We start from the raw sequence: 23,329 nt of genomic DNA, 5'->3' as shown, positions 1-23,329 counted from the left end.
ACATGAACCTGAGTGGCTTGAGCATACTGATTGCTGAAGACGATCCACCCATGCGCGCCGCCCTGACGGCACAACTGCAAGGCTGCGGCTTTGGCCGGGTGCTGCAGGCAGACAGCGGCACCACGGCACTGAAGCAGATGCATGCAGAGCGCGTCCATATCGTCGTCAGCGAACTCAATATGCCGGACATGACCGGCCTGGCGCTGCTGGAGGCCATGCGCGGCGAGCCGGCCCTGGCAGACCTGCCCTTTGTCTTGATGTCGGGCGGGCTGGACCGGCGCTCAGCTGAGCAGGCGATACGGCTGGGCATCGGTGATCTGGTGATCAAGCCCTTTACCAGCAAGCGCTTGCTGGAGCGCATTCTCAAGGTCTTGCAGCGTGATGTCGGCGTGGTGCTTGAGCACGAACACCCCGAACGGGGCACCATCTTGGTGGTGGACGACGCCCCAGAGAACCTGCAGTTGGTGGCCAGTCTCTTCCGCGACCAGTACAAGGTCAAGCTGGCCCATAACGGTGAAAAAGCAATTGCCATCTGCCAGTCGGACTCCCCACCCGACCTGATGCTGCTGGATGTGATGATGCCCGGCATGGACGGTTTTGAAGTAGCCGCCAAGCTGCGCGAGCATCCAGCATCGGAACACATGCCCATTATTTTCGTAACCGGATTGACCGACGATGCCTCCCGCGAAAAGGGGCTCTCGATGGGAGCGGTGGACTATGTATTCAAGCCTGTAGACCCGGTACTGATGAAGCTCCGGGTGCGCAACCTGATGCGCCATGTTGAGTATCAGCGCCAGTTGCAGACCGATTTCGACCGCCTGCGCGAACTGGCCCATCTGCGTAGCGAGATGGACAGGCTGATGCAGCAGGACCTGAAACAACCCCTGCAAGCCATACTCCCAGGCCTGCGTAGCTTGGCAAGCGCAACTGCGCTGAATCCCGAGCAGCAAGCCATGGCCAGCGCTGCCGAGCAGGCCACCAGCCAGACCATAGAGCTGCTCGATCTCTCCAGCAAGCTGCTGCAGATCGAAGCAGGCCAGATACAACCTAGCATACAGGCCATCCCAATAGGGCAGTTGCTGCGTGATCTCGCCACACTATTCCAGCAGCGATATGCCGGTAAGCCGGTGCGGCTGGCAGTGCTAACCGAAAATACCGGTAGCGCATCGCTGGAAGTGAAGGGCGATGCCACGCTCTGCCATTCACTGTTCTACAGCCTCTTCAATTATGCCTGTGACGCAGCCCCGCCAGCCGGTGAGCTCGAAATCAATCTGGGTCGCCACGGTCCGGTCGAAATCACGGTGAGCATGCCCCATGCACTCACGCCGGCTGAGCAGGCACAGTTCTTCAAACGTCCCACTGGCAGCCCGATTAGTAATGGCTATGCTATCCGCTCCCTGGCACAAGCACAGGGTGGTGATGCCCAACTGCTGAGCGAGCCAAGCGCGCCCCCGACGTTGATGGTCATATCGTTACCGGCCGCAGAGAATCAGACATGAACGCCAGTCATCGCTGGGCGGTGACGGGTTGAGCAGCCGCTATGGATGGCCTGGCTACAGACAACGGCGCAGCCTGCTACGGTGGGCTCTCACAACCATCCCGCCCGTTTGAATCGCCACCACAGCACCACATCCACCACCAGCATGGCCAGCAGGGTAAGCGGGTAGCCCAGGTTCCACTTCAACTCAGGCATATGCTCGAAGTTCATGCCATAGATGCCGGCCAGCATGGTGGGCACCGCGAACAGGGCAGCATAGCCCGCCAGTTTCTTGCTCACGGCAGATTCATCCAGCGAGATCATGGCCAGGTTGACCTGCACCGCCGTACTGGACATATCGCGCAGCGACTCAGCCGATTTGACGATGCGTTCCAGATGGTCGTAGACATCGCGGTAGTATTCATGCATGCCCACGCAGACCCCTGGCACGCGCCCGCCGTACAAATGGGCTGTGGCGTCAAGCAAAGGCACCACGGCGTGGTTCACCGTCACCAGCTTGCGTTTGAGCGTGTATAGCGCTTCGATATTGGCGCGTGCCGGATTATCCTCGGCAAACATCCGATCTTCTATGGTTTCCAGCTCGCCCTGCAGACGGTGGATAATGCCAAAATAGCGATCCACCACGGTATCGATCAGGGCATACAGTACATAGCCTGCGCCATGCTGCAGCAGGTGTGGCTCCCGTTCGGTACGTTCTCGCACATTGAGGAAACCAATGCGTGAACGATTGCGGATGGACAAGACAAAGTTAGGCCCGACAAAGATGGCTACTTCCCCCTTCTCCAACAAGCCGGCTTCATCCATGTCCAGCACATGCAGCACACAGAACAGCGTGTTGCCATACTCCTCAACCTTGGGCCGCTGATGACCATTGCGGGCATCCTCCACCGCCAGTTCGTGCAGGCCGAACTCCACCTGCATTTCAGTCAGCTCTTCTGCTGTGGCATCCTTCAGTGCTACCCAGACAAAGCAATCAGGCTTGCCCACGTATTCGCTGATGGCGGCCACCGGCAAATCAGCAAGCTTATGACCAGCCTGGTAGGCCGCGCAGTTGATCAGCATAGTGTTCTCCGCATTTACCCACTTGCTGCAGCTAAGCCAATCCAGTGTGGCGATGCCAGCCAGGCGCACCAGCGTAGGCTGTGCGCGGATACGGCAAGCTGGTGCAGCAACGGCAGCAGGTTTTGTCAGTTGCTCCTTCATCATGAAAGCCTGCCGCGGCAGGCATAGCAAGGACCGGCCTATGCAATACATCGAAATCGCGCTGGCGGCACAAAAGCAGATTGCCCTGGTAGCGCACGACAATATGAAAGCCAACCTGCTGGATTGGGCACGTACCCACAAGGCAGAACTGGCAAGCCATACCCTGTACGCGACGGGTACGACCGGTAGCTTGCTGGAGGCTGAGCTGGAACTGCCGGTAGCCCGCTTCCAGAGCGGACCACTGGGCGGCGACCAGCAGATTGGTGCCGCCATTGTCTCGCGCCAGATTGATTGCCTGATCTTCTTCTGGGATCCGCTCGAACCCCAGCCCCATGACCCTGACGTCAAGGCCTTGCTGCGCATGGCCGTGGTCTGGAACATACCCATGGCTTGCAACCGTGCCACCGCAGACTTCATCATCAGCTCGCCGTTGATCTCGGCGGCCTATCGCCGTAGCGTTCCCGATTACAGTGCCCACCAGGCCCGTACCATCCCCAATTGATACTGGAGAACACCATGCGCACTCGCCGCTACCTGCTTACCCTGCTGCTCACCGCTGGCCTGTTCGCCCAGGCGGAGGGGCTGGATCAGCTTAACAACAAGGATGCCGCCAGCGGGCTCAAGGAAGCACTGACCCAGGCTGCCACTGTGGCGGTAGGGCAGCTCGGCAAGGCGGATGGTTTTCTGGGCAACAGCGAAGTGAAGATTCCCCTGCCGGACGGCTTGCGCAAGGCAGAAAAACTGTTACGTACCCTGGGCCAAGGCGAGCGTGCTGACGAGCTGGTCACCAGCATGAATCGCGCTGCCGAAAAAGCCGTACAGGAGGCCAAGCCGGTGCTGGTCGACAGCATTAAGAAAATGAGCTGGCAGGACGCCAAGGGTATTCTGGCGGGAGGCGAAACAGCGGCGACCGACTACTTTCGCCGCACGACCAGCGAAGCGATCAGTGCGCGTTTCAAGCCTATAGTGGAAAAGGCCACCGCCAAGGTGAAACTGGCCGAAAAATACAATGCCTACGCCGGCCAGGCGGCCCAGTTAGGCTTGATCAAGCGCGAGGACGCCAACCTCGACAACTATGTCACCCAGCGTACGCTAGACGGACTCTTCCTGATGATAGCCAAGGAGGAAAAATCCATCCGGGCCGATCCGATGGGCCAGGCCAGCAAATTGCTGCGCAAGGTTTTTGGTGTTCTGTAACCAGCGCTGCAGACTACCCGCCCAGGAATGTCCTTGCCCCTGTTGGGTATTGCCCGCCATCTATCCGCGCCTATGGCAGCTCGTCGCGGTTTAAGCGGTTTGCCGATGTCATTTTGCTATAGTCGCCCCCTTACCCGGCCTGGCCGGGCATCAAGAGGACGATAAGATGAAGCGGCTCACCCGCCTGGTACTACTCAGCCTGCTTGCCACCCAGGTACTGGCAGGCCAGGAACCCCTGCCCATGCGTTTGCCCGACAACATACGCCCGCTGGCCTACGATGTCGCGCTGACCCTGGACCCAGCACAACCCCGGCATAGCGGCACAGTCACCATAGAAGTGGACGTACTGCATCCCAGCAAGACACTACGGCTCAATGCAACCGGCATTGCCGTACGCTCTGCCCTGCTGGAGCTGGGCGGCAAGACCTACCGCGCCAGCGCCCGGGTGCTGGACGACGACCTGATGGACCTGCGTTTCAGCCAGCCTGTACCAGCCGGCATAGGCCAGCTCAAGCTGGCATTCGACGGGCATATCCAGGACAAGGACGTCTACGGCCTGTTCCGCCAGCATGAGGCCGGTGATTGGTATGCCTTCACCCAGTTTGAATCCACCGGCGCGCGCATGGCTTTCCCCAGCTTTGATGAACCTGGCTGGAAAGTGCCCTGGTCCCTGTCGCTGACCGTACCCGACAATCTGATGGCGGTGGCCAATACACCCGCCATCAAGGAGAGCCCGGCCAAGCCCGGCTGGAAACGGGTGGACTTCCAGACCAGCAAACCCATGCCCAGCTATCTGGTGGCATTTGGTGTCGGCCCGTTCGACGTGCTGGATGGTGGCAAGGTAGGCAACACGGCACTGCGCTATATCACCCCGCGCGGTCGCGCGGCCGACGCCCGCTTTGCGGCCAAGGTTACACCCGGCATTGTGGCCAAGCTGGAGGCCTATTTTGGCATGCCCTACCCCTACGAGAAGCTGGACAGCCTGGTACTGCCGCTGACCGAGGGATTTGGCGCCATGGAAAATGCCGGCCTGATTACCTATCAATCCGGCCTCTTACTGGCCAAGCCTTATGAGGAAACCACCAGCTTCCAGCGCGACTATGTGGCGGTGGCCTCCCACGAGCTGGCTCATCAGTGGTTTGGCAACTACGTCACTATGGCTTGGTGGGATGATCTGTGGCTGAACGAGGCGTTCGCCTCGTGGATGGGTGACAAGATCACCACCGAAATCATGCCCCAGTGGCAATGGGACAGCAGCTTGCAGTACTCGCGCGCCAAGGCCATGCGGACCGACCGCCTGGCCAGTGCCCGCCGGGTACACCAGCCCATACTCACCAATCAGGATATGGGTGGTGCATTCGACAGCATTACCTATGACAAGGGCCAGACCATATTGGCCATGTTCGAGACCTGGCTGGGCGATGCGCAATTCCGGGCCGGTGTCGGTCGCTACATGAAGCGCCATGCCTGGAGCAACGCCAAGGGCAGCGACTTTATCCAAGCCATGGCGGGCGATCAGCCCGAGGTCGCGGCGGCGTTCCGCAGCTTTATCTCCCAGCCGGGTATTCCCAAGGTCAGCGTCAGCCTGGACTGTAGCGCTGCGCCCACGCTCAGGGTCAGCCAGCAGCGCTTCCTGCCCAAGGGCTCTATGGGCACGCAGGATGCGCTATGGCATATACCGCTGAATATCCGCACGCCAGCCGGCCAGACCCGCTTACTGCTCAAGCAGGACCAGGACAGCGTCAAGCTGCCGGACACCCGCTGCCCAAGCTGGGTACAGGCCAACGCCGGCGGCACCGGCTACTACCGGGTTGCCTACGCCCCCGGCCTGCTGCACAAGCTGATGACCCTAGGCAAGCCCAGCGACAACGAAATGCTGGCCGACCTTGATGATGCCCAGGCGCTGACGGAATCGGGTGATCTCCCCCTGGCTGATGCCTTGTCATTGGCGGCCTATGCGGCCAAACACCCGCGCCGCGAAGTTGTCGAGGCAGCGGCGACCCTGCTCAAGAGTGCGGCACCGTTGGTGTCCCCAGATCAGCAGCGTGCCTACGCTGCACTATGGCAGCAAGCCTTTGGCGAGCGCACGCGGAAACTGGGTTGGCTGGTCAAGTCAGGCGAGAGTGATGCCGACAACCTGCTGCGCGCCAGCCTGCTAACGCAATTGGCCGACTACGGGCAAGATGCGCTGCTACGCAAGGAGGCCGGGCTGCTCACACGGCAATGGCTTGCTGGCAAGGCCACCCTCGATGTATCAGTGCGTGGAAGCATCCTCAAGACCGCCGCCCTGGAAGGTGACCGCCCCCTGTTTGATGCCTTGCAAGCCCGTGTGCTGCAGGCTGTCGATCGCAACGAACGGGAGGACATCTACTCGGCGCTGGGCAACCTGCGTGAGCCCGCCCTGGCTGAAGCAGCGCGGGGATTGTTGCTGAACAAGCAGCACGACATCCGCGAGGCAAGACGCATGCTGCGTACGCAGAATGACAATCCCGAGCTGCGCAAAGGCGCACTACGCTTTGTCATGCAGGCGTACAAGCCGCTGACACAGCGTTTGTCCAAGGATGGCCCAGGCAATCTGCCTCGGGATTTCAACCAGTTCTGTGGGCAGGACGAGGCCCGTGCGGTGGAAACCTTCTTCGGCCCGCTGGCCACGCGCTACAACGGTGGCCCCAACACCCTAAGACAGTCGCTGGAAGCCATACGCCTGTGCGCGGTGTATCGCGATACCCAGCAACAAAGCCTGGCTGCTTATCTCGCGACCTTCAGTTCATAGTCGCCCAAGGACAGGTGTTGGAAACAAAAAAAGCCGGGTTAGAACCCCGGCTTTTTTCATACCACAATTAGCGCGCTTACTTTGCCGCTTGCGCTGCTTTCACTGCTGCCTCTGCATCAGCTATGCCCGCACCGCAACCGGCACAGGCCGATGGGAATGGTCTAGCTGTCTGCTGCATGAGAGCCCGCAACTGGGCGGAGGTCAGCCTGGGGTTGACCGACAGCATCAGCGCTGCCAAGCCGGCAATATGCGGTGCCGCCATGGAAGTACCTTGATAGAAGTAATAGCTGTCGGCACCCGGCTCGCTCAGACCCTCGTTGAAGGTCGACAAGATGCCGTCACTTGCCTCAAAGGTCTCACCACCGGGGCCTGCCAATGACACAAGCGAACCGTAGTTGGAGTAGTACGCCCGGCCGCCGGCACGGGTGGTAGCGGATACCGCCAGCACACCAGGGCAGCTGGCCGGCTGGGCACTACGCACGTTCTGCGACTCATTGCCGGCTGCCGCTACCACCAGGGCACCCAGCTTGCTGACGTGCGCTACGGCTTCGCGATAGCTGTTCAGGCAAGGAATGGCGCTACCGAGCGACAGATTCAGCACACGGGCTGGGTTGGCATTATCGGGAACACCGGTCACGGTGCCGCCCGATGCCCAAACCATGGCATCAATGATGTCGCCACTGCTGCCGCCACACTTGCCCAGCACGCGCACCGGTACCACCTTGGCTGCCGGCGCCACGCCAGCCACGCCTATGCCATTGTCGGCCACGGCAGCGACTGTGCCGGCCACATGGGTGCCATGCCAGCTGCTACCCTGGCCACAATCATCGCCTGGGTCGGTGGGGTCCGCATCACGGCCATCACCATCATTACCAGCCGCGTCACTGCTGATGAAGTCATAGCCCGGCAAAAGGTTGGCCACCAGGTCCGGATGGGCTCGCACACCGGTATCCAGCACAGCCACCACGGCACCTTCGCCACGGGTAATGTTCCAGGCGCGCTCGACATTCATGCCGCCAGCAGGCTCGTACATATCCCACTGCATGCTGTAATAGGGGTCGGTGGGTACGGCCATGATGCGGTTGATCACGTCCGGCTCCGCGTAGGCGATGTCCGGGTTGTTGCGTTGCATTTCACGCGCCAGGCGGAAAGCAGCTGCGACACTGATGGAACGACCCAGCTTGAAGACATCGGCACCGATACTCAACTGCCGGGTGTGGCTGATGCTCAGCCCACTCTTGGCAGCGATAGGGGCCAACCTCTGGGCACGTTCGGCCCCTTGCTGCATGGCCTGGGCGCGGCTCAGGCTGGCGCCTGCGGCATTGCGCTTGAATTTCACGATCAGAGAACTGACCATGTCATTGGCTCGCTGGACACGCGTGGCTGCAGACCTGGCCTGCAGGCGAGGCTGCGAATGCGGCTGCTCTGCCGATGCCGTGGGTTGCTTGGTACCTGCGTGGGCCGGCGCGGCCAAGGCGGCGCCCAGCACCACGGCCAGGCTCAGCGATGAGAGTTTGTTTTGACGAAACATGTGCGGCTGACTCCTCAGTTCGTCTTGAAATACGGGATACGGGTAAGACGTGCAGCCACGGCACTGCTATCGCCGCCGGCATGCTTGCCACCCCAGGTCACGAAGCTGCCATCCTGGCGCTGTGCCAGGAAGCCGCCAAAGGCGCTGCGATAGATGGCGCGCACCCCCTTGAGCTGGCTGGCCACACTGCTGCTATCGCCACCATCGGCGGCGGCACCCCAGGTCAGGACGCTGCCATCCAGGCGCAAGGCGGCAAAGGCCCGGTGGTTGGCATACACCGCCAGAACACCGAAATTGCTGTTGGCTATCGCACTGGCATCGCCCCCGTTCTCCGGGTCGCCCCAGGCCACCACCGTGCCGTCACGGCGCAAGGCAGCAAAGGCGGTTTCGGTCGCTACGACATCGCGAACCTGAACCAGCTTGCTCTTGATGGCGGTGTAGCCGGCAATGCCACGATAGGGCTCGCCCCAACTCACGACGCTGCCATCGGCCTTATGGGCGGCAAAGGCCACATGGTTACCGTAGACACGGTTGACCTTGCTCAACTCGGCCGCCACAGCACTGGCATTGTTGCCGTAGTCAGAGAAACCATCGCCGCCCCAGGCCACCACACTGCCGTCGGTCTTGAGTGCAGCAAAAGCCAGGCCGCTGCTATAGAGGGTCTTGACCCCGCTTTGCAACAACTTGGCAGTGTCTTCGCCAGGATAGCCACCAAAGCCAGCACCCCAGGTGAACACCGAACCATCCTTGCGCAGCACGGCAAAATCGGTGCGGTTGGCTTGCAACTGCACCACATCATGCAGCTGTGCCGGATCGGCATCAAAGATAACATCCGGGTCGCCCCAGGCCACCACGCTGCCATCCTGCTTCAGTGCGGCAAAAGCACTGTCATTGCTGGCCCAGCTGCTCACATTGGTCAGCTGTGCCGCCACATCCTCGGTCAACACCGTGGGCACCGAAAAGGTTGCACCTTCGCCATCAAACAGTATCCGGCCCGAACCCCAGCTGGCCACGGTGCCATCCTTCTTGCGCGCCAGGAAGGCCAGCTCGCCGGGCAAGACATCGGCCACGCCGGTCAAGGGCGACGTCGGCGTGTCAGAGCGCCCGCCGGCCAGGCTGGAGCCCCAGGTCACCACCGTGTCGTCTGCCAGTACGGCAGCAAATGCGCGTTCGCTGCCCGCGATCTGCCTTACGCCAATCAGCTTGCTGGCAACATTGCTGGCATCGCCACCCCAGATCGGGTGGCCCCAGGCTTCAACCGTGCCGTCTGCCTTGAGTACGGCAAAGGCTGCTGCACTGGCAAATACCCGGCGGCGATCCAGGGTGCGTGTATCGCTCGCGGTACCGCAGGTGGCGGTGACGGTCACCGGCTCTTCCGGCACGGTATCGGTCAGCCGATCCGCCTGACCCAGAGTGCGGCCTTGGGCATCTTTCCAGTTATATTGGGTCGCCGTCGGACTGCAGTTAGCCACGGTAGGAACGGCGATCAGCACATCGCCACGGGCGCCGAATACATCGAGTTTGACACTGGGTGGCGGTACCGGGGTAGGCGGTGCGTCGCTATTGCCCATACAGGCAGTAAGCGCAGCGACGAGGGGCAACAGGGCCCAGTTAGCCGAGGGGGCGTGTTTCAAGGGAATACTCCTTCGCATCTAATTCAGCTGGCTGCTAGGACAGCTCTGCTTGCGGCGTAGCTCGCGGCAAGCTTGCGATAGTCGAGCCTGCACGCATGCAGTGCCAGCAAAAAAGCGACAATTCACGCGACCACGCCTTTTTTACAACACTGCTGTCGCCATCACCCCGCAGATTGTTATTCATACCGGGTTTTATGACCGCAACAAATCCTTCAACGCGACGTAATATAGCCCCTCAATAATCCGCGCTCCTTCCCACTCCCCTCCCCCTGGAGCGCACCATGAGTCAGTTCGACGACAACGAGAACATTTCGATCAACCCCAGCCGGGCAGAGCACTTCAACCAACTGGTCGACCGTGTCGTCTCGCGTCGTGGAATACTGAAAAGCGGACTCGGCCTGGGCGCCGTGGCTTTCCTGGGCGGCAATCTGGCCGCCTGCAGCAGCGATGGTGGTACCGAGCCCGTGGCGCCCGTACCGCCACAAGCCCCCATGCTGAATTTCAAGCAGGTCAGCGTTAGCAGCGGTGATGCCATCGTGGTGCCCGAGGGTTATGTGGCCGAAGCTTTCGTTCCCTGGGGTACCCCCCTGGTCAAGGGTGCGCCTGCCTGGAAGCCGGATGGCTCCAACACGGGTGCAGACCAAGCCTTGCAGATGGGAGACAACCACGATGGCATGCATTACTTCCCCATCGGTGGCACCAATAGCAGCGAAGGCCTGCTGGTGATGAACCACGAGTACATCAACCCGGAGTACTTCTTCGCCTATGAACCTGGCCAGACCGATGTTTTCGGCACCTGGACGCTGGACAAGGTACGTAAGGCCCAGCATGCCCATGGCGTCTCGGTGGTCCATATCAAGAAGGATGCGGCCGGCAAATGGCAGCTGGTGGTCGGCTCGGCCTACAACCGCCGCATCCACGGCAACACTCCCATGCTGATGACCGGCCCTGCGGCAGGGCACGCCCTGCTCAAGACCAGCGCCGACCCGTTCGGCAGCTATGCCTTCGGCACCCTCAACAACTGCGGCAATGGCTATACCCCATGGGGCAGCTATATCACCTGTGAAGAGAACTTCAACGGCTACTTTGGCACGACGGTGAGCGGTGCCAGCCAGACCGCGCTGATGAAGCGCTACGGTTTGTCCTCTGGCCGCTCAGGCTATCGCTGGGAGGATTTCGACAACCGTTTCGACTGGTCCAAGGAGCCGAACGAATCGAACCGCTTTGGCTGGATCGTTGAAATCGACCCGTTCGACCCGACCTCCACCCCCAAGAAGCGCACTGCACTGGGGCGTTTCAAGCACGAAAACGCCGCCTATGCCATCGCCGCCGATGGCCGCGTGGTGGTCTACATGGGCGATGATCAAGCGGGCGAGTTCGTCTACAAGTTCGTCTCGGATGGCAAGTACGATGCAGCCAACCCCACCGCGCCGACCAACCGCAACCTGCTGGAGAGCGGCAAACTGTATGTGGCCCGATTCAGCGATGGCGCCACCAAGGGTGACTCCATGGGTACGGGCGAGTGGCTGCTGCTGGACAAGGAAGCCAATGCCAGCCTGAAGGCCGATGCCACCCTGCCTGACCAGGCCAGCGTGCTGATCAATGCCCGCCAGGCTGGCACCGTGGCCGGCGCCACCCCGATGGACAGGCCGGAATGGGTTTCGGTACACCCCACCACCAAGGAGGTTTACCTGACCCTAACCAACAATTCGGGCCGTAGCACCACTGATGACGCCAACCCCCGCACCAGCAACGTTTATGGCCAGATCATCCGCTGGCGTGAAACCGGGGGCGATGCCGCCGCCTTGACGTTCGAATGGGATCATTTCGTACTCGCCGGCAACCCCTCGGCCACACCGTTGAAATCGGCCGGCTCCAGCAATATCAATGCAGGCAACACCTTCAACAGCCCCGATGGTCTGGCGTTCGACCATGATGGCCGGCTGTGGATACAAACCGACGGCAGCGCCGCCAATACTGGCAACTACGCCGGTCAGGGCAATAATCAGATGCTGGTTGCCGACCCCAAGACCCGTGAAATCCGCCGCTTCCTGGTCGGCCCCTCGGGCTGTGAAATCACCGGCATCACCTTCACGCCTGACATGAAGACGCTGTTCATCAATGTGCAGCACCCCGGCGAGCTAGGCAGCCACCCCAATCGGCCTACCATCCCCACGGGCACCTCGGCAGATGTCTACACCCTGCAGAACCCGCTGGTATTCAGCAAATGGCCGGATGCAAATGGCGGGCGTCCCCGTTCCGCCACCGTCATCATTACCAAGGTCGATGGCGGTAAAATCGGCAGCTAGTCGGGCAACACGCAACACTCCCTTAGGGCCGGCACACGTCGGCCCTATTTTTTTGCCGCTGGGCGTATCATCCTGCCGTTTTCACTCTCGTATACAAAGAAGGCAATACCATGACCGATACCCTGATCATTGACGATATCAAGACCGGCGACGGTGCCGAAGCCAAGGCTGGCCAGGAAGTAACTGTGCATTACACAGGCTGGCTGACCGATGGCACCAAGTTCGATTCCAGCAAGGATCGCGGCATCCCCTTTTCCTTCCCCCTGGGTGCAGGCCATGTCATCAAGGGTTGGGACCAGGGCGTGCAAGGCATGAAGATAGGCGGCGTACGCAAGCTGACTATTCCCCCAGCCATGGGCTACGGTGCGCGCGGTGCAGGTGGCGTGATTCCCCCCAACGCCGTACTGGTGTTCGAGGTGGAGCTGTTGGGCCTGGAATAAGCGCCGCCTAGCGGCAGCGTAGTTCACTACGCATCGTCAAGGCGGCCAGGTGTCGCCTTGACCAGTTCGAATCAATCACCGCCCACAATAACGAGGAGACACCTTATGGCGGAATTGCTCGACGATGCACCTCCCGTGGTGCTGCATACCCGTGTGCGCGATCTGCCCTGGCACACGCCGTTCAAATGGCTCAAATTGGCACTAGGCGATATCCGCGCCACACCAACCGGCCTGCTGTTCTACGGCAGCGCCTTTGTCGCCATGGGCTGGGCCATACGCGGCCTGTTTGGCTACGCACCGGAACACACCATGACCCTGGTCACGGCATTCCTCCTGGCCGGCCCCTTCATCTGCCTGGGCCTATATGAGATCAGCCGCCGACATGAGACGGTCGACAAGGTAAAGCTGCTGCCCACGTTAACTGCATTGCGCATCAATGCCTCGGGCATCAGCCTGTTTGCCATCATCCTGGCCTTGCTGGTGGCCGGCTGGATGCGCGTCTCGGTGGTGGTGTTCGCCCTGTTCTTTACCGACGACATCCCGTCCGTCGCGGTGATGCTGACACCTAAGTTCCTGCTGCAGCCAGACAATATGACCTTCATGATCATCTGGCTAGGCTCGGGTGCCCTGTTTGCCCTGCTAACCTTCGCCCTGTCGGTTGTATCCATTCCCATCATGCTGGATCGCGACGCGGATACCTTCAATGCCCTGTTTGCCAGCGTACGGGTATGCCTGGCCAATCCGGTCTGCATGCTGACCTGGGGCGCCATCATCGTGCTGATCGTGCTGGCCGGCTTTGCCTTGTGGGGTGTAGGCGTAGCGCTGACGGTGCCGCTGGTAGGCCATGCCACCTGGCATGCCTATCGCGCCCTGATCGAGTAAGCGCCTGTTCAACGACAGGTGGGCCGCAAAGATGGCGATGCGTTAGCATTGCCGTCTCGACAGCCCACCGCTAATCACCACCATGAATATCGTCTTCCTTGATCGCGCTAGCCTACCCGCCCCACTGCGCACTCCCAGGCTGCCGCACCACTGGCAAGCGTTCGATGCCACCGCGAACGCAGAGATCATTGCCCGATGCCAGGAAGCCGATGTGGTCATCAGCAACAAGGTGATGCTTGACGCCACCACCCTGGCCGCCCTGCCCCGGCTCAAGTTTATCGCCGTGGCGGCGACAGGCGTCAATAATGTCGATTTGGCCGTGGCCCGCCAGCGTGGCATAGCGGTAAGCAATATCCGTGGCTATGCCGACACAACTGTGCCCGAGCACGCCTTGATGCTGATGCTGGCGCTGATGCGCAACCTGCCAGCCTATCAGCAGGATCTGGCCAAGGGGGCGTGGGCGCAGTCCCCCTATTTCTGTCACTTTGGTGCCACCGTTCGCGACCTGAGCGGTCGCACCCTGCTGGTAGTTGGCAGCGGCTCCCTGGGCCAGGGCACGGCCAAGCTGGCGCGCGCCTTTGGCATGCATGTCGTGTTTGCAGAGCGCAAGGGAGCTACTGAGGTACGGCCAGGCCATATCGACTTCGAGCAGGGCCTGCGTGTGGCTGACATCATCAGCCTGCACTGCCCACTCAACGACACCACCCGTGGCTTGATAGATGCCACCGCCCTGGCCGCCATGAAGCCAGGTGCCGTGCTGATCAACACGGCACGCGGTGGCATAGTCGATGAGACGGCCTTGCTGGAGGCACTGCGTTGCGGACACCTGGGTGGGGCCGGCGTAGACGTGCTGCACGAAGAGCCCCCCCGCCATGGCAACCCGCTGTTGGATGCAGGGCTACCCAACCTGATAGTGACACCCCACATAGGCTGGGCCAGTTTCGAGGCCATGAGCCGGCTGGCAGAGCAATTGATAGAGAACATCGAGCTTTGGGCTGCCGGCACGCCCCGTAATCTGGTTTAAATGCCGCGAGCCTGGGCCATAAGCAGCCCTGGCCAGCCGCTCTAAAGCAGCGCAGCTGACTTGATCTGCGCCCACACCTTGCTGCCCACCTGCAACTGCAGCTTGTCGCAAGACAGGCGGGTAATGCGTGCCACCAGCGGCAACTCCCCCACCAGCAGGCTGACCAGCACTTGCGCGGGATGGGATGATGGGTGGATGGCCGCCACCATGCCCGGCAAGCGATTGAGGATGCTGGTGTCCGTTTCTTCGTGCAACGTCAGGCTGACATCTCGGGCCCGTATGCGCACCCTGCAGCCATCGGCGGGCTTCAGGCCCTGCCGGGGTACGCGCAGCTCTCCAACGGCGCAGCTCAGGTGCGCCAACTGGTACTGGCTGTCCACATGGGCCACCACGGCCTGCACGATCACCCCGATCTCGTCCTCAAAACTGGCAGGCAGATCCGGGCGGGCCAAGGTGCTGGACAACGGGCCGGCAGCGACCACCCTGCCTGCTTCCAGCAAAACCAGATGGTCAGCCAGGCGGCTGACTTCTTCCATGGCATGGGTCACATAGACCATGGGGATGGCAAGCTCACGATGCAGCCTATCCAGGTAAGGCAATATCTCGTCTTTACGCGGCTGATCCAGCGCAGCGAGCGGCTCATCCAGCAGCAGCATCCGTGGCGACGCCAGCAAGGCGCGGGCGATAGCCACCCGTTGGCGCTCGCCACCAGAGAGCCGCGTCGGCAAGCGTTCCAGCAGATGAGCTATGCCCAGTAGTTCCAGCGCCCCCTCCCAGTGCAGTCGCCGTTGCGCCACGGGGGTACGCTGCAAGCCAAATTCCAGATTGCGGCGTACGTCCAGATGCGCAAACAGACTGGCCTCCTGAAACACCAAGCCCACGCCACGCAAGTGGGTAGATAGCGCAATCCCGCGCTCACTGTCGAGCCAGACCTCGCCCGATACCTCCAGATAGCCGCGCGCCGTAGGCTCCAGACCCGCCAGGCAACGCAGCAGACTGGTCTTGCCCGAACCCGATGCGCCAAACAGGGCAGTCACCCCATTGCCGGGCAGGCTCAGTTCGGCAGCCAGCCGGAAAGCCCCCAGCCCGCATGTCAAATTAGCTCGGACGCTCATACCCGCCGCTCCCGGTTTAGCAGATGTAGCCCCAGCAAGACCACAAAGCTGAATACCAGCATGCCTGCCGCCAGATAATGCGCCTGCGTGTATTCCAGCGCCTCGACACGGTCATAGAGCAGCACCGAGATCACCCGAGTCTGGCCGGGGATATTGCCCCCTATCATCAGTACCACGCCAAACTCTCCCACGGTGTGGGCAAAACTCATGACGGCCGCGGTAATCAACCCTGGCCGCGCCAGGGGGAGAACCACGCTGAAAAAGGTGTCGTAAGGCGAGGCGCGCAAGGTAGCGGCCACCTCCAACGGCCTCGCACCTATGGCCCGGAAAGCCTGCTGCAAGGGTTGCACGGTAAACGGCAGCGAGTAGATAACAGAGGCAATAAGCAAGCCTGTGAAGGTAAAAGGCAGCAGCCCCAGCCCCAGCCAGGTAGTGAACTGCCCAACCGGCCCCTGGCTGCCCATCAGCAACAGCAGGTAGAAGCCCAGCACGGTAGGCGGCAGTACCAGCGGCATGGTCACCAATGCCCCGACACAACGCGACCAGAAACTATCGGTACGCGCCAGCCACCAGGCCAGTGGTGTGCCCAGACCCAGCAGCAACACGGTGGTCAAGGTCGCCAGTTTGGCGGTGAGCCAGATAGCGACCCAGTCATCGGTAGTCATGATGTAAGGCCGCCCCGATGGCCATTAGTGGACATAGCCGTAGCTCGCCATCACGGCTCTGGCTGCATCCGTTTTCAGATAACCGAGCAAGGCGCTGGCCGCCGGGTTGTCGCGGCCACGAACCAGCAAGACGGCATCCTGCTTGATGGGCGTATGCAGCTGTGCCGGAACAACCCAGCCAGAACCACTACGCATCCGGCCATGCTCATAGACTTGCGACAAGGCTACAAAGCCCAACTCGGCATTGCCAGTCGAGACAAACTGATATGCCTGGGCAATGCTCTCGCCCTGTACCAGTTTGGGCAACATGCTGCTGTAGACGCCCATCGCAATCATCGCCTCCGTGGCCGCCACACCATAAGGAGCCACCTTGGGATTGGCGATGGCCAGGTGTTTGAAGCTGGCCGTTTTCAATACCGCACCCGCATTGTCCACCACGCCCTGCTTGGCGCTCCACAGTGCCAATCTTCCCTGGGCATAGGTAAATTGGCTTGCGGCAACAGCCTGGCCATCCTGCACCAGCCGTCTCGGCGTTTCATCGTCAGCGGCCAGCAAGACCTCGAACGGCGCGCCCTGGCTGATCTGCGCATAGAACTTGCCTGTCGCCCCGCTGCTTAGCAGCACCTTGTGCCCGGTCGACTGCTCAAATGCCGCCACTATCTTCTGCATGGGCACGGCAAAATTCGCTGCCACCGCCAACTGCACCTCGGCCGCATGTACGTTTGGCGCGAGCGTCATAAGCAAGGGCATCGCCAACAGGGTCAGGTTCTTCATGTACACCACTCCAAAGATGGGCTGTCACTCAGTATCGCTATGTAGCTTACTACATAGCGATACTAAGTGACCAAGTGCCCTACAATGATGTCATGCCCATCTACAGCCTACCCCAAGCCCCATGGCTACCCTGCCGCTGATCCCTGCACTGGGCACCGAAGGCGGCTCGCCCATACCTGCCAACCGCATACTGCTATTGGAAGCCATCGCCGAGAGCGGTTCCATAAGCCAGGCCGCCAAGGCGGCAGGGCTCAGCTATCGCGGTGCCTGGAATGCGCTGGATGATTTGAATGGATTGAGCGAAACCCCGTTGGTCAGTACCAATATCGGTGGCAAAGGGGGCGGCGGCGCCCAGTTAACTCCTTCCGGGCGACACCTGATCAGCGTCTATCGCGCCATGGAACAATTGCAGCGTAGCCTGCTGCGCGATCTGGCTGCCCTGCCCGACGCCAAGAGCAGCCTGCAAACGCTGCGTAAGCTCATGCTTAAAACCAGTGCCCGCAATCAGCTCTATGGCACGGTCAGCCATATTGCGCCGGGACTTAGCAATGATGAGATCACGCTTACCCTGCCAGGCGATCTCACCCTACTTGCCACCATCACCCGCGAGAGCACCGAATTGCTGGAGCTAAGGCCCGGCAGCGCTGTTGCGGCCCTGGTCAAAGCCTCCTGGGTACGCCTGACTGCCGGGCACAATCGGTCAGAGGTGCCGGGTGACAATACCCTGCACGGCCATATCAGCCCCTTGCTGCGTGAGTCAGGGCAGGCAGAAGTCGCCGTCTTGCTGAGCAATGGTCTCAGCCTGGTAGCCCAGGTAGACAAAGTGGAGGCTTGGCCAACGCACCAACCTGTCACAGCGCATATCGCCGCAGGCAACATCATTCTGGGCGTGGGCTATTGAGCGTAGCGGTTGTCCATGGGGCGCTTCTCCAAACCGCGCCTGAACCTCGGCATCAGAAAGCGTCCCATGGGTCGGCGCACAAAAGGGCGTTCAGCTTGCTAGCCAGTAATAGCCCGCCCAGCCAGACAGGTTGAGCAGGACCGACAACCAGAAAACAAGCTGAAACCCGACCTTACGGTTTTTATGGCGTAGCCATCGCTGCGCCAGCAGTGCACCTGGCCAGCCACCTAACGCTGCCAGCAGGTGCAGGTGACGCTCCGGAATACGACGTCCAGCCCGTACCGCCATGGCCTTGTCCCACGCATAGGCCGCCAGGCTGACCGCGCTTAGCAGCAAAGAAAGCAGGAATAGATACACCAGAGTCATCCCCGCCATGATAACAATGCACCGACCAAGATACCCCTACAAGCCCCGCTCGAAATGCTTGACCAGCAGGTGCAGCTCTCCTGCAGTTTCCGATAGCTGCTCCACCGAACCGCCAGCCGCCCCCATGCTATTGCTGTTCTCTTCGGTCAGTGCACTCATGCGCTCCATGCTACGGGCAACCTCACCCGAGGCCTGGCTTTGCTGGCTCAGCATGTTGGCAATATCCTGAGCTGACGCAGACACCTCCTCACTGGAGGCCTTGATCGCATCCAGCGCAGCATGGCTCTGATGTATAAAGCGGGTGCTCTCCTCCACCTTGCCTGTCGCAAGTTGCATGGCCGCTAGCGCAGTATGGGTCTGACCCACGATACGATCTATGGTAGTAGCGATTTCGGTGGTGCTTTGCGTGGTACGTTCAGCCAACTTGCGCACCTCGTCCGCCACCACTGCAAAACCGCGCCCGGCTTCACCAGCCCGCGCCGCTTCGATTGCGGCATTGAGTGCCAGCAGATTGGTCTGGTCGGCAATTTCCTTGATGGTCAGGGTCACTTTGTTGATGGCCAATACCTCGTGGCTCAACTGATCAATGACGGTCTGTGCACCGTGTACTCGCTCCACCAGCTCATGACTGACCGACAGGGAAGAACGCATGGCACCCACCCCCTCCCCCACCAGCGTCATGGTGGTTTGCGCATGGTGTGAGCTACGTGCGGTTGCCTCGGAAATTTCATTCACCGAGACAGATAACTGCTCCAATGCCGCCGCCACACTGGCAATGCCATCGGACTGCTGGTTACCCCGATGCACCACATCCGCCACCTCCTGGTTTACCGAGCGGGACTGGTCGCTGACGCAGTCTGCCGCAGAGACCACGTCGGACATGACGGCGCGCAAATTGATCTGCATGGACTTAAGGCCATTCAGTAGCTGCGCATATTCACGGGCTGCATCGGTATTCAACTCAAAACGAAAGTCGCCCTCAGACAGCTTGCGCAAGGCCAAGTCGGCTCGCTGCAACGGTACTTGCATGCCCAGCCATGTCCACACACCCAAACCGCCCGCTACAATGAGTCCGGTAAAGGCAGTCAGCCAGAACGGGCTACCCAACAGTGGCAAGCCATCCATCAGCAGTACCGGTATAAGCGCCAATGCCAGCATGCGGGCCGCCATGGGTATCCGACGTGCCGCACGCGTAGCAGGAAAAGCTAGCTGCTTCTGGTTTACGGCGCGGTAAAGGGCATCGGCGCGCCTGACCTCGGCGATATCAGGACGGTTGCGGACCGACATATAGCCCACTTTCTTCCCCTGCTCGTAGAGCGGGGTGGCATAGGCCTCTACCCAATAGAAATCGCCATTCTTGCAGCGGTTCTTAACGAGGCCTCGCCAGGGCAAGTCCAACTGAAGAGTACGCCACATGTCGGCGAAGGCTTCAGGTGGCATGTCCGGATGACGGATGAGATTGTGTGAACTCCCCAGTAGTTCTTCTTTCTGGAAACCACTGATCTCGATGAATGCCGGGTTGGCATAACGAATAATGCCCTTCAGATCGGTCTTGGTGACCACCGGGCGTTTGGGGTCAAGATGACGCTCCACCTCGGTGACAGGCAGGTTTTTTCTCATGGCATCCAGCTCCGTTTGGGTTACAGGCCCGGCGCGCCTCCTGCGCCACGTGGGCTCAATAAGCCTACAACCAGTAGGGATATATACAAGGCCAATCTGCTCGCTTGAGTAGGCACTGCCCTCAGTAACACTTTCACCATGAGCGCCGCTTCAACCGCTAAAGCCAGCTCAAATGACTATGGCCGGGGATATCCCGGCCATAGTGTTATCCATCAATGTGCTAGGTCTTATGCAGCCCTGCGCTCCAGCATATGCACATTGTCGCCATCAATGGCGATCTTTCGCGGTTTCAGCACCTCGGGGATCTCTCGCACCAGCTCGATATTGAGCAGGCCATTCTCGAGAGCGGCGCTGACGACCTTTACATGATCGGCCAGGCGGAAGCGGTGCTCGAAGTCGCGGGTAGCAATGCCTCTGTGCAGAAAGGTGGGCTTGGCATCGGCGCGTTGCTTGCGGCCGACCACCTTGAGCGTGTCGCGCTCTATCTCGATATCCAGTTCGCTACGGTCAAAGCCGGCAACCGCCATGGAGATACGGTACTGGTCGTCGCCCAGCAACTCGATGTTGTAGGGGGGATAGCTGGGCTGTGCATCATTGCGCAGCGCCTCATCCATCATGTGGGCCAGGCGGTCATAACCTATGGCGGAACGATACAGGGGGGAGAAGTCGAAGTTTTGCATGGTTCATATCCTCTGATAGCAAGCGATATCGGTTGTTGGCGGGCCTCCGTTGAGCACCCGCAAGAGGAAGATATGAACGTGTTTTCGGATTTCAAGCGTGATCTTTTCAAAAATCCTGGCAGCACCGAGCAGCTACCAGCACCTTGCCGCTACAGCCATATAAAAAGGCGATAACCGTCGCCGATCACCGCCTTTTTTCAACTATCCAGCCCGCGTATCGGGCCGGTTTCACGTATCAGAATCTATACCCATCTATGCACCACCTACCGTCGCCATCGGCGCCAAATTGGCCAGGCCTTGCTGCAACGGATGCGAGGTCCTCCTCCTCTTGGTGTTCCTTAGCGCTGCCGTGATGATTTCATCTACTGACATGTCACTACGAGATGGAATATATCGCGGCGTGATCTTTTGCGAATCCTCCGTTTGGGGGAGAACACGCACTATTTCTGCAGCCGTATGCAGTGAGATAGGTCCACGCTCACCCGGTGTTCCTGCAAACTACTGACAACACGTTGTCAGTAGCCCCTGTGCAGACTGCAGCCAAACAGACCGGGGGAAACGCATATGGCCGTAGGCTTACTCGACTTTGGCAGGCGGTGGCGGTGCGTGTTGCAAGCCCGCGTAAAAGGTTTGCATCAACCACTCGGCTTGGTCGGCAAGATTGAACTCGCGCAGCTCCAGCCACTCGCGTATGCAGCCTATCAGGTAGCTGTTCAGGGCAAAGGCAGCCAGATCGCAATTCACATGGGCAGGAATCTGCCCCAGGCGCTGTGCGGCCTGCAGCACCGTGCTCAATTGGCGTCGGCACCGGGCAGCGCGTTCAGCTTCTTCGGCCATGACCTCAGCCACCACCTCGCACAGCTCTGTCTTGAACAGAATGATCTCGAATACCCGCGTGGTGCGGCTGTCATTGGCCACCAGGCAGAGTATGCGGGCGCCGTCGCGTGTCAGCTGTCCCAGCGGGTCGGGGCCTGGATCAGCCACCTGTGCGTCCAGCATGGCCTGCATGGGCAGCGACACCCTGTCACACATGGCAGTGAAGATGGCCGTCTTGTTATCAAAGTGCCAATACACCGCTCCCCGCGTCAGTCCTGCATCGCGGGCGATATCGTCGAGGGTGGCGCGGCTCACCCCTTTTGCATGGAAAACCCGCTCAGCTGCATCCAGCAGCTGCTCGCGCGTTTCCGCCGCCTGTTCCTTGGTTCGTCTAGCCATAGCCAATTATATATTGCCGTACCGCCAAAGAAATTAATAACCCTGGCGTCAGCAGTGTTTACAAACATACGTGTATGTATCTAAAATCCGCTCCTACGTCAAATCTGGCAGGCGGGCCACACGGTGCAGTGCCAACTGTATCGTGGGGGAAATACACACTGTCGCTTGGCGGTAGCGGGCAGTGCTACCTATGCTGCCTATCTACCGCCATTGCATCCGGGCCCGCCAGCCCCAGCGCTTTCTTTTCTTAGTATCGCGAGGACTTACCCATGCACGCCTCACGCACCATCCCCTCCTTACCCCATGCCAAGCGCCTGGCGCCGGTACTGATACTCAGCGGCCTGCTGGCTGCCTGCGGCCAGGCCCCCCAGCAAGGCGGCGGAGGCTTTCCGCCACCCATGGTCACCTACCAGACCCTGGTGGCAGGCGATGTCCCGGTTGATTTTGAATATCCCGGCCAGACTGCCGGCTCGCGTGAAGTCGAGATCCGCGCCCGGGTCAGCGGTATCGTTGACAAGCGCCTTTACACCGAAGGCAGCCAGGTCAAGGCCGGCCAGCCCTTGTTCCGTATCGACCCAGCCCCGTTTGCCGCTGCTGCCGCTGCGGCAGACGCCAATGTGACCACAGCAGAAGCCCGACTCAAGCAGGCTGAGCGCGATTACAACCGGCTCAAGCCGCTGATCGAGGCCAAGGCCGTCAGCCAGCAGGAATACGACAACGCAGCATCCGCACTGGATATAGCCCGTGCCAGCCTGAAAGCGGCCCAAGCCCAGGCACGGGCCAGCAATATCGATCTGGGCTACACCGATGTGCGTGCTCCCATAACTGGCGCCATCGGTCGTGCGCTGAAGGTTGAAGGTGCCTTGGCCAATGCCCAGGGTGACAGCCTGCTGGCCACCATGGCCCAGACCGATCCCATCCATGTGAACTTCGCCATCTCGGAAGCCGATCACAGCCGTGTGGCTGCCGAACTGGAAGCCGGTAGCCTGAGGTTGCCAGAGGGCGGCTACGTGGTGAAGCTGAAGACGGCCGGCGGCCAATGGCTGAAACAAACCGGCAAACTGGATTTCAGCGATTACAAGGCCGACAACAATACCGGCGCCTATTCCACCCGTGCTGAACTGGCCAACCCCAAGAATGAACTGAGCCCCGGCCAGTTTGTACGTGTGCTGCTCAGCGGCGCCACCCGCCCCAATGCTATTGCCGTACCCCAGCGCGCCGTGCTGGATGGCCCGCAGGGCAAGTTTGTCTACACCGTGGGTGCAGGCAAGGATGGCAAGCCCGCTGCCGTGCCCACTCCCGTCGTTGTCGGCGACTGGGTAAGGCTGGATGGCAAAGAACCGAATGGCTGGGTGATCAAGCAAGGCCTGAAGGCCGGCGACAAGGTCATTGTGGATGGCATGGCCCGCATCTTCTTCCCCTTCGCCCCCATCGTGCCGCAAACCGCCGAAGAAGCCGCCAAGGCAGCTGCAGCCCAACACGCGCCAGCTGCCAAGCAATAA

20 protein-coding genes are annotated in these 23,329 nt (G+C 60.5%); 10 read left to right on the top strand and 10 right to left on the bottom strand.

All coding sequences use genetic code 11. From position 1 onward, the window contains the following. The first annotated feature begins 2 nt into the window (after positions 1 to 2). Positions 3 to 1,499: an ATP-binding response regulator gene (locus tag QQK16_RS07665; RefSeq protein ID WP_284195860.1), complete on the top strand. Its 1,497-nt coding sequence runs from the start codon at positions 3 to 5 to the stop codon at positions 1,497 to 1,499. Between the two features lie 89 nt (positions 1,500 to 1,588). Here the strand turns inward: QQK16_RS07665 and corA are convergent, their stop codons facing one another. After that, positions 1,589 to 2,704 (bottom strand): magnesium/cobalt transporter CorA, encoded by a 1,116-nt coding sequence (corA, locus tag QQK16_RS07660; protein ID WP_308446998.1) that lies wholly within the window; start codon positions 2,702 to 2,704, stop codon positions 1,589 to 1,591. Between the two features lie 37 nt (positions 2,705 to 2,741). Here corA and QQK16_RS07655 point away from each other — a divergent pair, with 37 nt between their 5' ends. The 3 genes from QQK16_RS07655 (at position 2,742) to QQK16_RS07645 (ending at position 6,671) form a co-directional block, all read left to right on the top strand. Further along, the gene (locus tag QQK16_RS07655) at positions 2,742 to 3,203 is read left to right on the top strand and encodes a methylglyoxal synthase (RefSeq protein WP_284195859.1); all 462 of its coding nucleotides are present in this window, start codon (positions 2,742 to 2,744) and stop codon (positions 3,201 to 3,203) included. A 14-nt stretch (positions 3,204 to 3,217) separates the two neighbouring features. Then, complete coding sequence (locus QQK16_RS07650; protein WP_284195858.1) at positions 3,218 to 3,898, top strand: DUF4197 domain-containing protein; 681 nt, start codon at positions 3,218 to 3,220, stop codon at positions 3,896 to 3,898. Positions 3,899 to 4,064: 166 nt separating this feature from the next. Further along, entirely contained in the window at positions 4,065 to 6,671 is a 2,607-nt protein-coding gene (locus QQK16_RS07645) for a M1 family metallopeptidase (RefSeq protein ID WP_284195857.1), read from the top strand. Positions 6,672 to 6,747: 76 nt separating this feature from the next. Here QQK16_RS07645 and QQK16_RS07640 read toward each other — a convergent pair whose 3' ends face one another. Continuing rightward, a complete protein-coding gene (locus QQK16_RS07640; protein WP_284195856.1) occupies positions 6,748 to 8,202 on the bottom strand; it encodes a S8 family peptidase in 1,455 nt (484 codons plus the stop codon). A 14-nt stretch (positions 8,203 to 8,216) separates the two neighbouring features. Then, the gene (locus tag QQK16_RS07635; protein WP_284195855.1) at positions 8,217 to 9,836 is read right to left on the bottom strand and encodes an RCC1 domain-containing protein; all 1,620 of its coding nucleotides are present in this window, start codon (positions 9,834 to 9,836) and stop codon (positions 8,217 to 8,219) included. Positions 9,837 to 10,117: 281 nt separating this feature from the next. Between QQK16_RS07635 and QQK16_RS07630 the strand changes: the two genes are divergently transcribed. The 4 genes from QQK16_RS07630 to QQK16_RS07615 all read left to right on the top strand — a co-directional run bounded on the left by QQK16_RS07630 (position 10,118) and on the right by QQK16_RS07615 (position 14,491). After that, on the top strand, positions 10,118 to 12,145 hold the full coding sequence (locus QQK16_RS07630) for a PhoX family protein (protein WP_284195854.1): 2,028 nt from the start codon (positions 10,118 to 10,120) through the stop codon (positions 12,143 to 12,145). A 110-nt stretch (positions 12,146 to 12,255) separates the two neighbouring features. Further along, the gene (locus QQK16_RS07625) at positions 12,256 to 12,585 is read left to right on the top strand and encodes an FKBP-type peptidyl-prolyl cis-trans isomerase (RefSeq protein WP_284195853.1); all 330 of its coding nucleotides are present in this window, start codon (positions 12,256 to 12,258) and stop codon (positions 12,583 to 12,585) included. Between the two features lie 105 nt (positions 12,586 to 12,690). After that, positions 12,691 to 13,467, top strand: a complete 777-nt coding sequence (locus tag QQK16_RS07620; protein WP_284195852.1) for a DUF2189 domain-containing protein — start codon at positions 12,691 to 12,693, stop codon at positions 13,465 to 13,467. Positions 13,468 to 13,540: 73 nt separating this feature from the next. After that, on the top strand, positions 13,541 to 14,491 hold the full coding sequence (locus QQK16_RS07615) for a D-2-hydroxyacid dehydrogenase (RefSeq protein ID WP_439954235.1): 951 nt from the start codon (positions 13,541 to 13,543) through the stop codon (positions 14,489 to 14,491). Positions 14,492 to 14,532: 41 nt separating this feature from the next. Here the strand turns inward: QQK16_RS07615 and modC are convergent, their stop codons facing one another. Genes modC through modA form a run of 3 tightly spaced genes read right to left on the bottom strand, consistent with a single transcriptional unit; the run spans position 14,533 to position 17,045 of the window. Beyond that, positions 14,533 to 15,606 (bottom strand): molybdenum ABC transporter ATP-binding protein, encoded by a 1,074-nt coding sequence (modC, locus tag QQK16_RS07610; protein WP_284195850.1) that lies wholly within the window; start codon positions 15,604 to 15,606, stop codon positions 14,533 to 14,535. Next, complete coding sequence (modB, locus tag QQK16_RS07605) at positions 15,603 to 16,271, bottom strand: molybdate ABC transporter permease subunit (protein ID WP_284195849.1); 669 nt, start codon at positions 16,269 to 16,271, stop codon at positions 15,603 to 15,605. The genes modC and modB overlap by 4 nt, the downstream gene beginning before the upstream one ends. Before the next feature lie 24 nt (positions 16,272 to 16,295). Continuing rightward, the gene (gene modA / locus QQK16_RS07600; RefSeq protein WP_284195848.1) at positions 16,296 to 17,045 is read right to left on the bottom strand and encodes a molybdate ABC transporter substrate-binding protein; all 750 of its coding nucleotides are present in this window, start codon (positions 17,043 to 17,045) and stop codon (positions 16,296 to 16,298) included. 121 nt (positions 17,046 to 17,166) lie between these two features. On the opposite strand from modA, the gene QQK16_RS07595 reads away from it, so the two are divergent. Continuing rightward, positions 17,167 to 17,946 (top strand): TOBE domain-containing protein, encoded by a 780-nt coding sequence (locus tag QQK16_RS07595; protein WP_284195847.1) that lies wholly within the window; start codon positions 17,167 to 17,169, stop codon positions 17,944 to 17,946. A 90-nt stretch (positions 17,947 to 18,036) separates the two neighbouring features. Here QQK16_RS07595 and QQK16_RS07590 read toward each other — a convergent pair whose 3' ends face one another. From QQK16_RS07590 to QQK16_RS07575, 4 genes are all read right to left on the bottom strand, one after another. Then, positions 18,037 to 18,321, bottom strand: coding sequence for a DUF1294 domain-containing protein (locus QQK16_RS07590; RefSeq protein ID WP_284195846.1), 285 nt, complete (start codon positions 18,319 to 18,321; stop codon positions 18,037 to 18,039). A gap of 27 nt (positions 18,322 to 18,348) precedes the next feature. Continuing rightward, positions 18,349 to 19,932, bottom strand: coding sequence for a methyl-accepting chemotaxis protein (locus QQK16_RS07585; protein WP_284195845.1), 1,584 nt, complete (start codon positions 19,930 to 19,932; stop codon positions 18,349 to 18,351). 227 nt (positions 19,933 to 20,159) lie between these two features. Next, positions 20,160 to 20,612, bottom strand: a complete 453-nt coding sequence (locus QQK16_RS07580) for an Hsp20 family protein (RefSeq protein ID WP_284195844.1) — start codon at positions 20,610 to 20,612, stop codon at positions 20,160 to 20,162. A 576-nt stretch (positions 20,613 to 21,188) separates the two neighbouring features. Further along, positions 21,189 to 21,827, bottom strand: coding sequence for a TetR family transcriptional regulator (locus tag QQK16_RS07575; RefSeq protein WP_284195843.1), 639 nt, complete (start codon positions 21,825 to 21,827; stop codon positions 21,189 to 21,191). Between the two features lie 269 nt (positions 21,828 to 22,096). Here QQK16_RS07575 and QQK16_RS07570 point away from each other — a divergent pair, with 269 nt between their 5' ends. After that, positions 22,097 to 23,329, top strand: a complete 1,233-nt coding sequence (locus tag QQK16_RS07570; RefSeq protein ID WP_284195842.1) for an efflux RND transporter periplasmic adaptor subunit — start codon at positions 22,097 to 22,099, stop codon at positions 23,327 to 23,329.

It is taken from the genome of Chitinimonas prasina (genome assembly GCF_030160395.1).
Lineage (GTDB): Bacteria > Pseudomonadota > Gammaproteobacteria > Burkholderiales > Chitinimonadaceae > Chitinimonas > Chitinimonas prasina.
This window is presented reverse-complemented; position numbering and strand designations above follow the sequence as displayed.

Excerpts from the sequence above, each read along its gene's own strand:
- QQK16_RS07665 (WP_284195860.1), top strand. The coding sequence starts at position 3 with ATGAACCTGAGTGGCTTGAGCATACTGATTGCTGAAGACGATCCACCC.
- corA (WP_308446998.1), bottom strand. The coding sequence starts at position 2,704 with ATGATGAAGGAGCAACTGACAAAACCTGCTGCCGTTGCTGCACCAGCT.
- QQK16_RS07655 (WP_284195859.1), top strand. The coding sequence starts at position 2,742 with ATGCAATACATCGAAATCGCGCTGGCGGCACAAAAGCAGATTGCCCTG.
- QQK16_RS07650 (WP_284195858.1), top strand. The coding sequence starts at position 3,218 with ATGCGCACTCGCCGCTACCTGCTTACCCTGCTGCTCACCGCTGGCCTG.
- QQK16_RS07645 (WP_284195857.1), top strand. The coding sequence starts at position 4,065 with ATGAAGCGGCTCACCCGCCTGGTACTACTCAGCCTGCTTGCCACCCAG.
- QQK16_RS07640 (WP_284195856.1), bottom strand. The coding sequence starts at position 8,202 with ATGTTTCGTCAAAACAAACTCTCATCGCTGAGCCTGGCCGTGGTGCTG.
- QQK16_RS07630 (WP_284195854.1), top strand. The coding sequence starts at position 10,118 with ATGAGTCAGTTCGACGACAACGAGAACATTTCGATCAACCCCAGCCGG.
- QQK16_RS07625 (WP_284195853.1), top strand. The coding sequence starts at position 12,256 with ATGACCGATACCCTGATCATTGACGATATCAAGACCGGCGACGGTGCC.
- QQK16_RS07620 (WP_284195852.1), top strand. The coding sequence starts at position 12,691 with ATGGCGGAATTGCTCGACGATGCACCTCCCGTGGTGCTGCATACCCGT.
- modC (WP_284195850.1), bottom strand. The coding sequence starts at position 15,606 with ATGAGCGTCCGAGCTAATTTGACATGCGGGCTGGGGGCTTTCCGGCTG.
- modB (WP_284195849.1), bottom strand. The coding sequence starts at position 16,271 with ATGACTACCGATGACTGGGTCGCTATCTGGCTCACCGCCAAACTGGCG.
- modA (WP_284195848.1), bottom strand. The coding sequence starts at position 17,045 with ATGAAGAACCTGACCCTGTTGGCGATGCCCTTGCTTATGACGCTCGCG.
- QQK16_RS07595 (WP_284195847.1), top strand. The coding sequence starts at position 17,167 with ATGGCTACCCTGCCGCTGATCCCTGCACTGGGCACCGAAGGCGGCTCG.
- QQK16_RS07590 (WP_284195846.1), bottom strand. The coding sequence starts at position 18,321 with ATGGCGGGGATGACTCTGGTGTATCTATTCCTGCTTTCTTTGCTGCTA.
- QQK16_RS07585 (WP_284195845.1), bottom strand. The coding sequence starts at position 19,932 with ATGAGAAAAAACCTGCCTGTCACCGAGGTGGAGCGTCATCTTGACCCC.
- QQK16_RS07580 (WP_284195844.1), bottom strand. The coding sequence starts at position 20,612 with ATGCAAAACTTCGACTTCTCCCCCCTGTATCGTTCCGCCATAGGTTAT.
- QQK16_RS07575 (WP_284195843.1), bottom strand. The coding sequence starts at position 21,827 with ATGGCTAGACGAACCAAGGAACAGGCGGCGGAAACGCGCGAGCAGCTG.
- QQK16_RS07570 (WP_284195842.1), top strand. The coding sequence starts at position 22,097 with ATGCACGCCTCACGCACCATCCCCTCCTTACCCCATGCCAAGCGCCTG.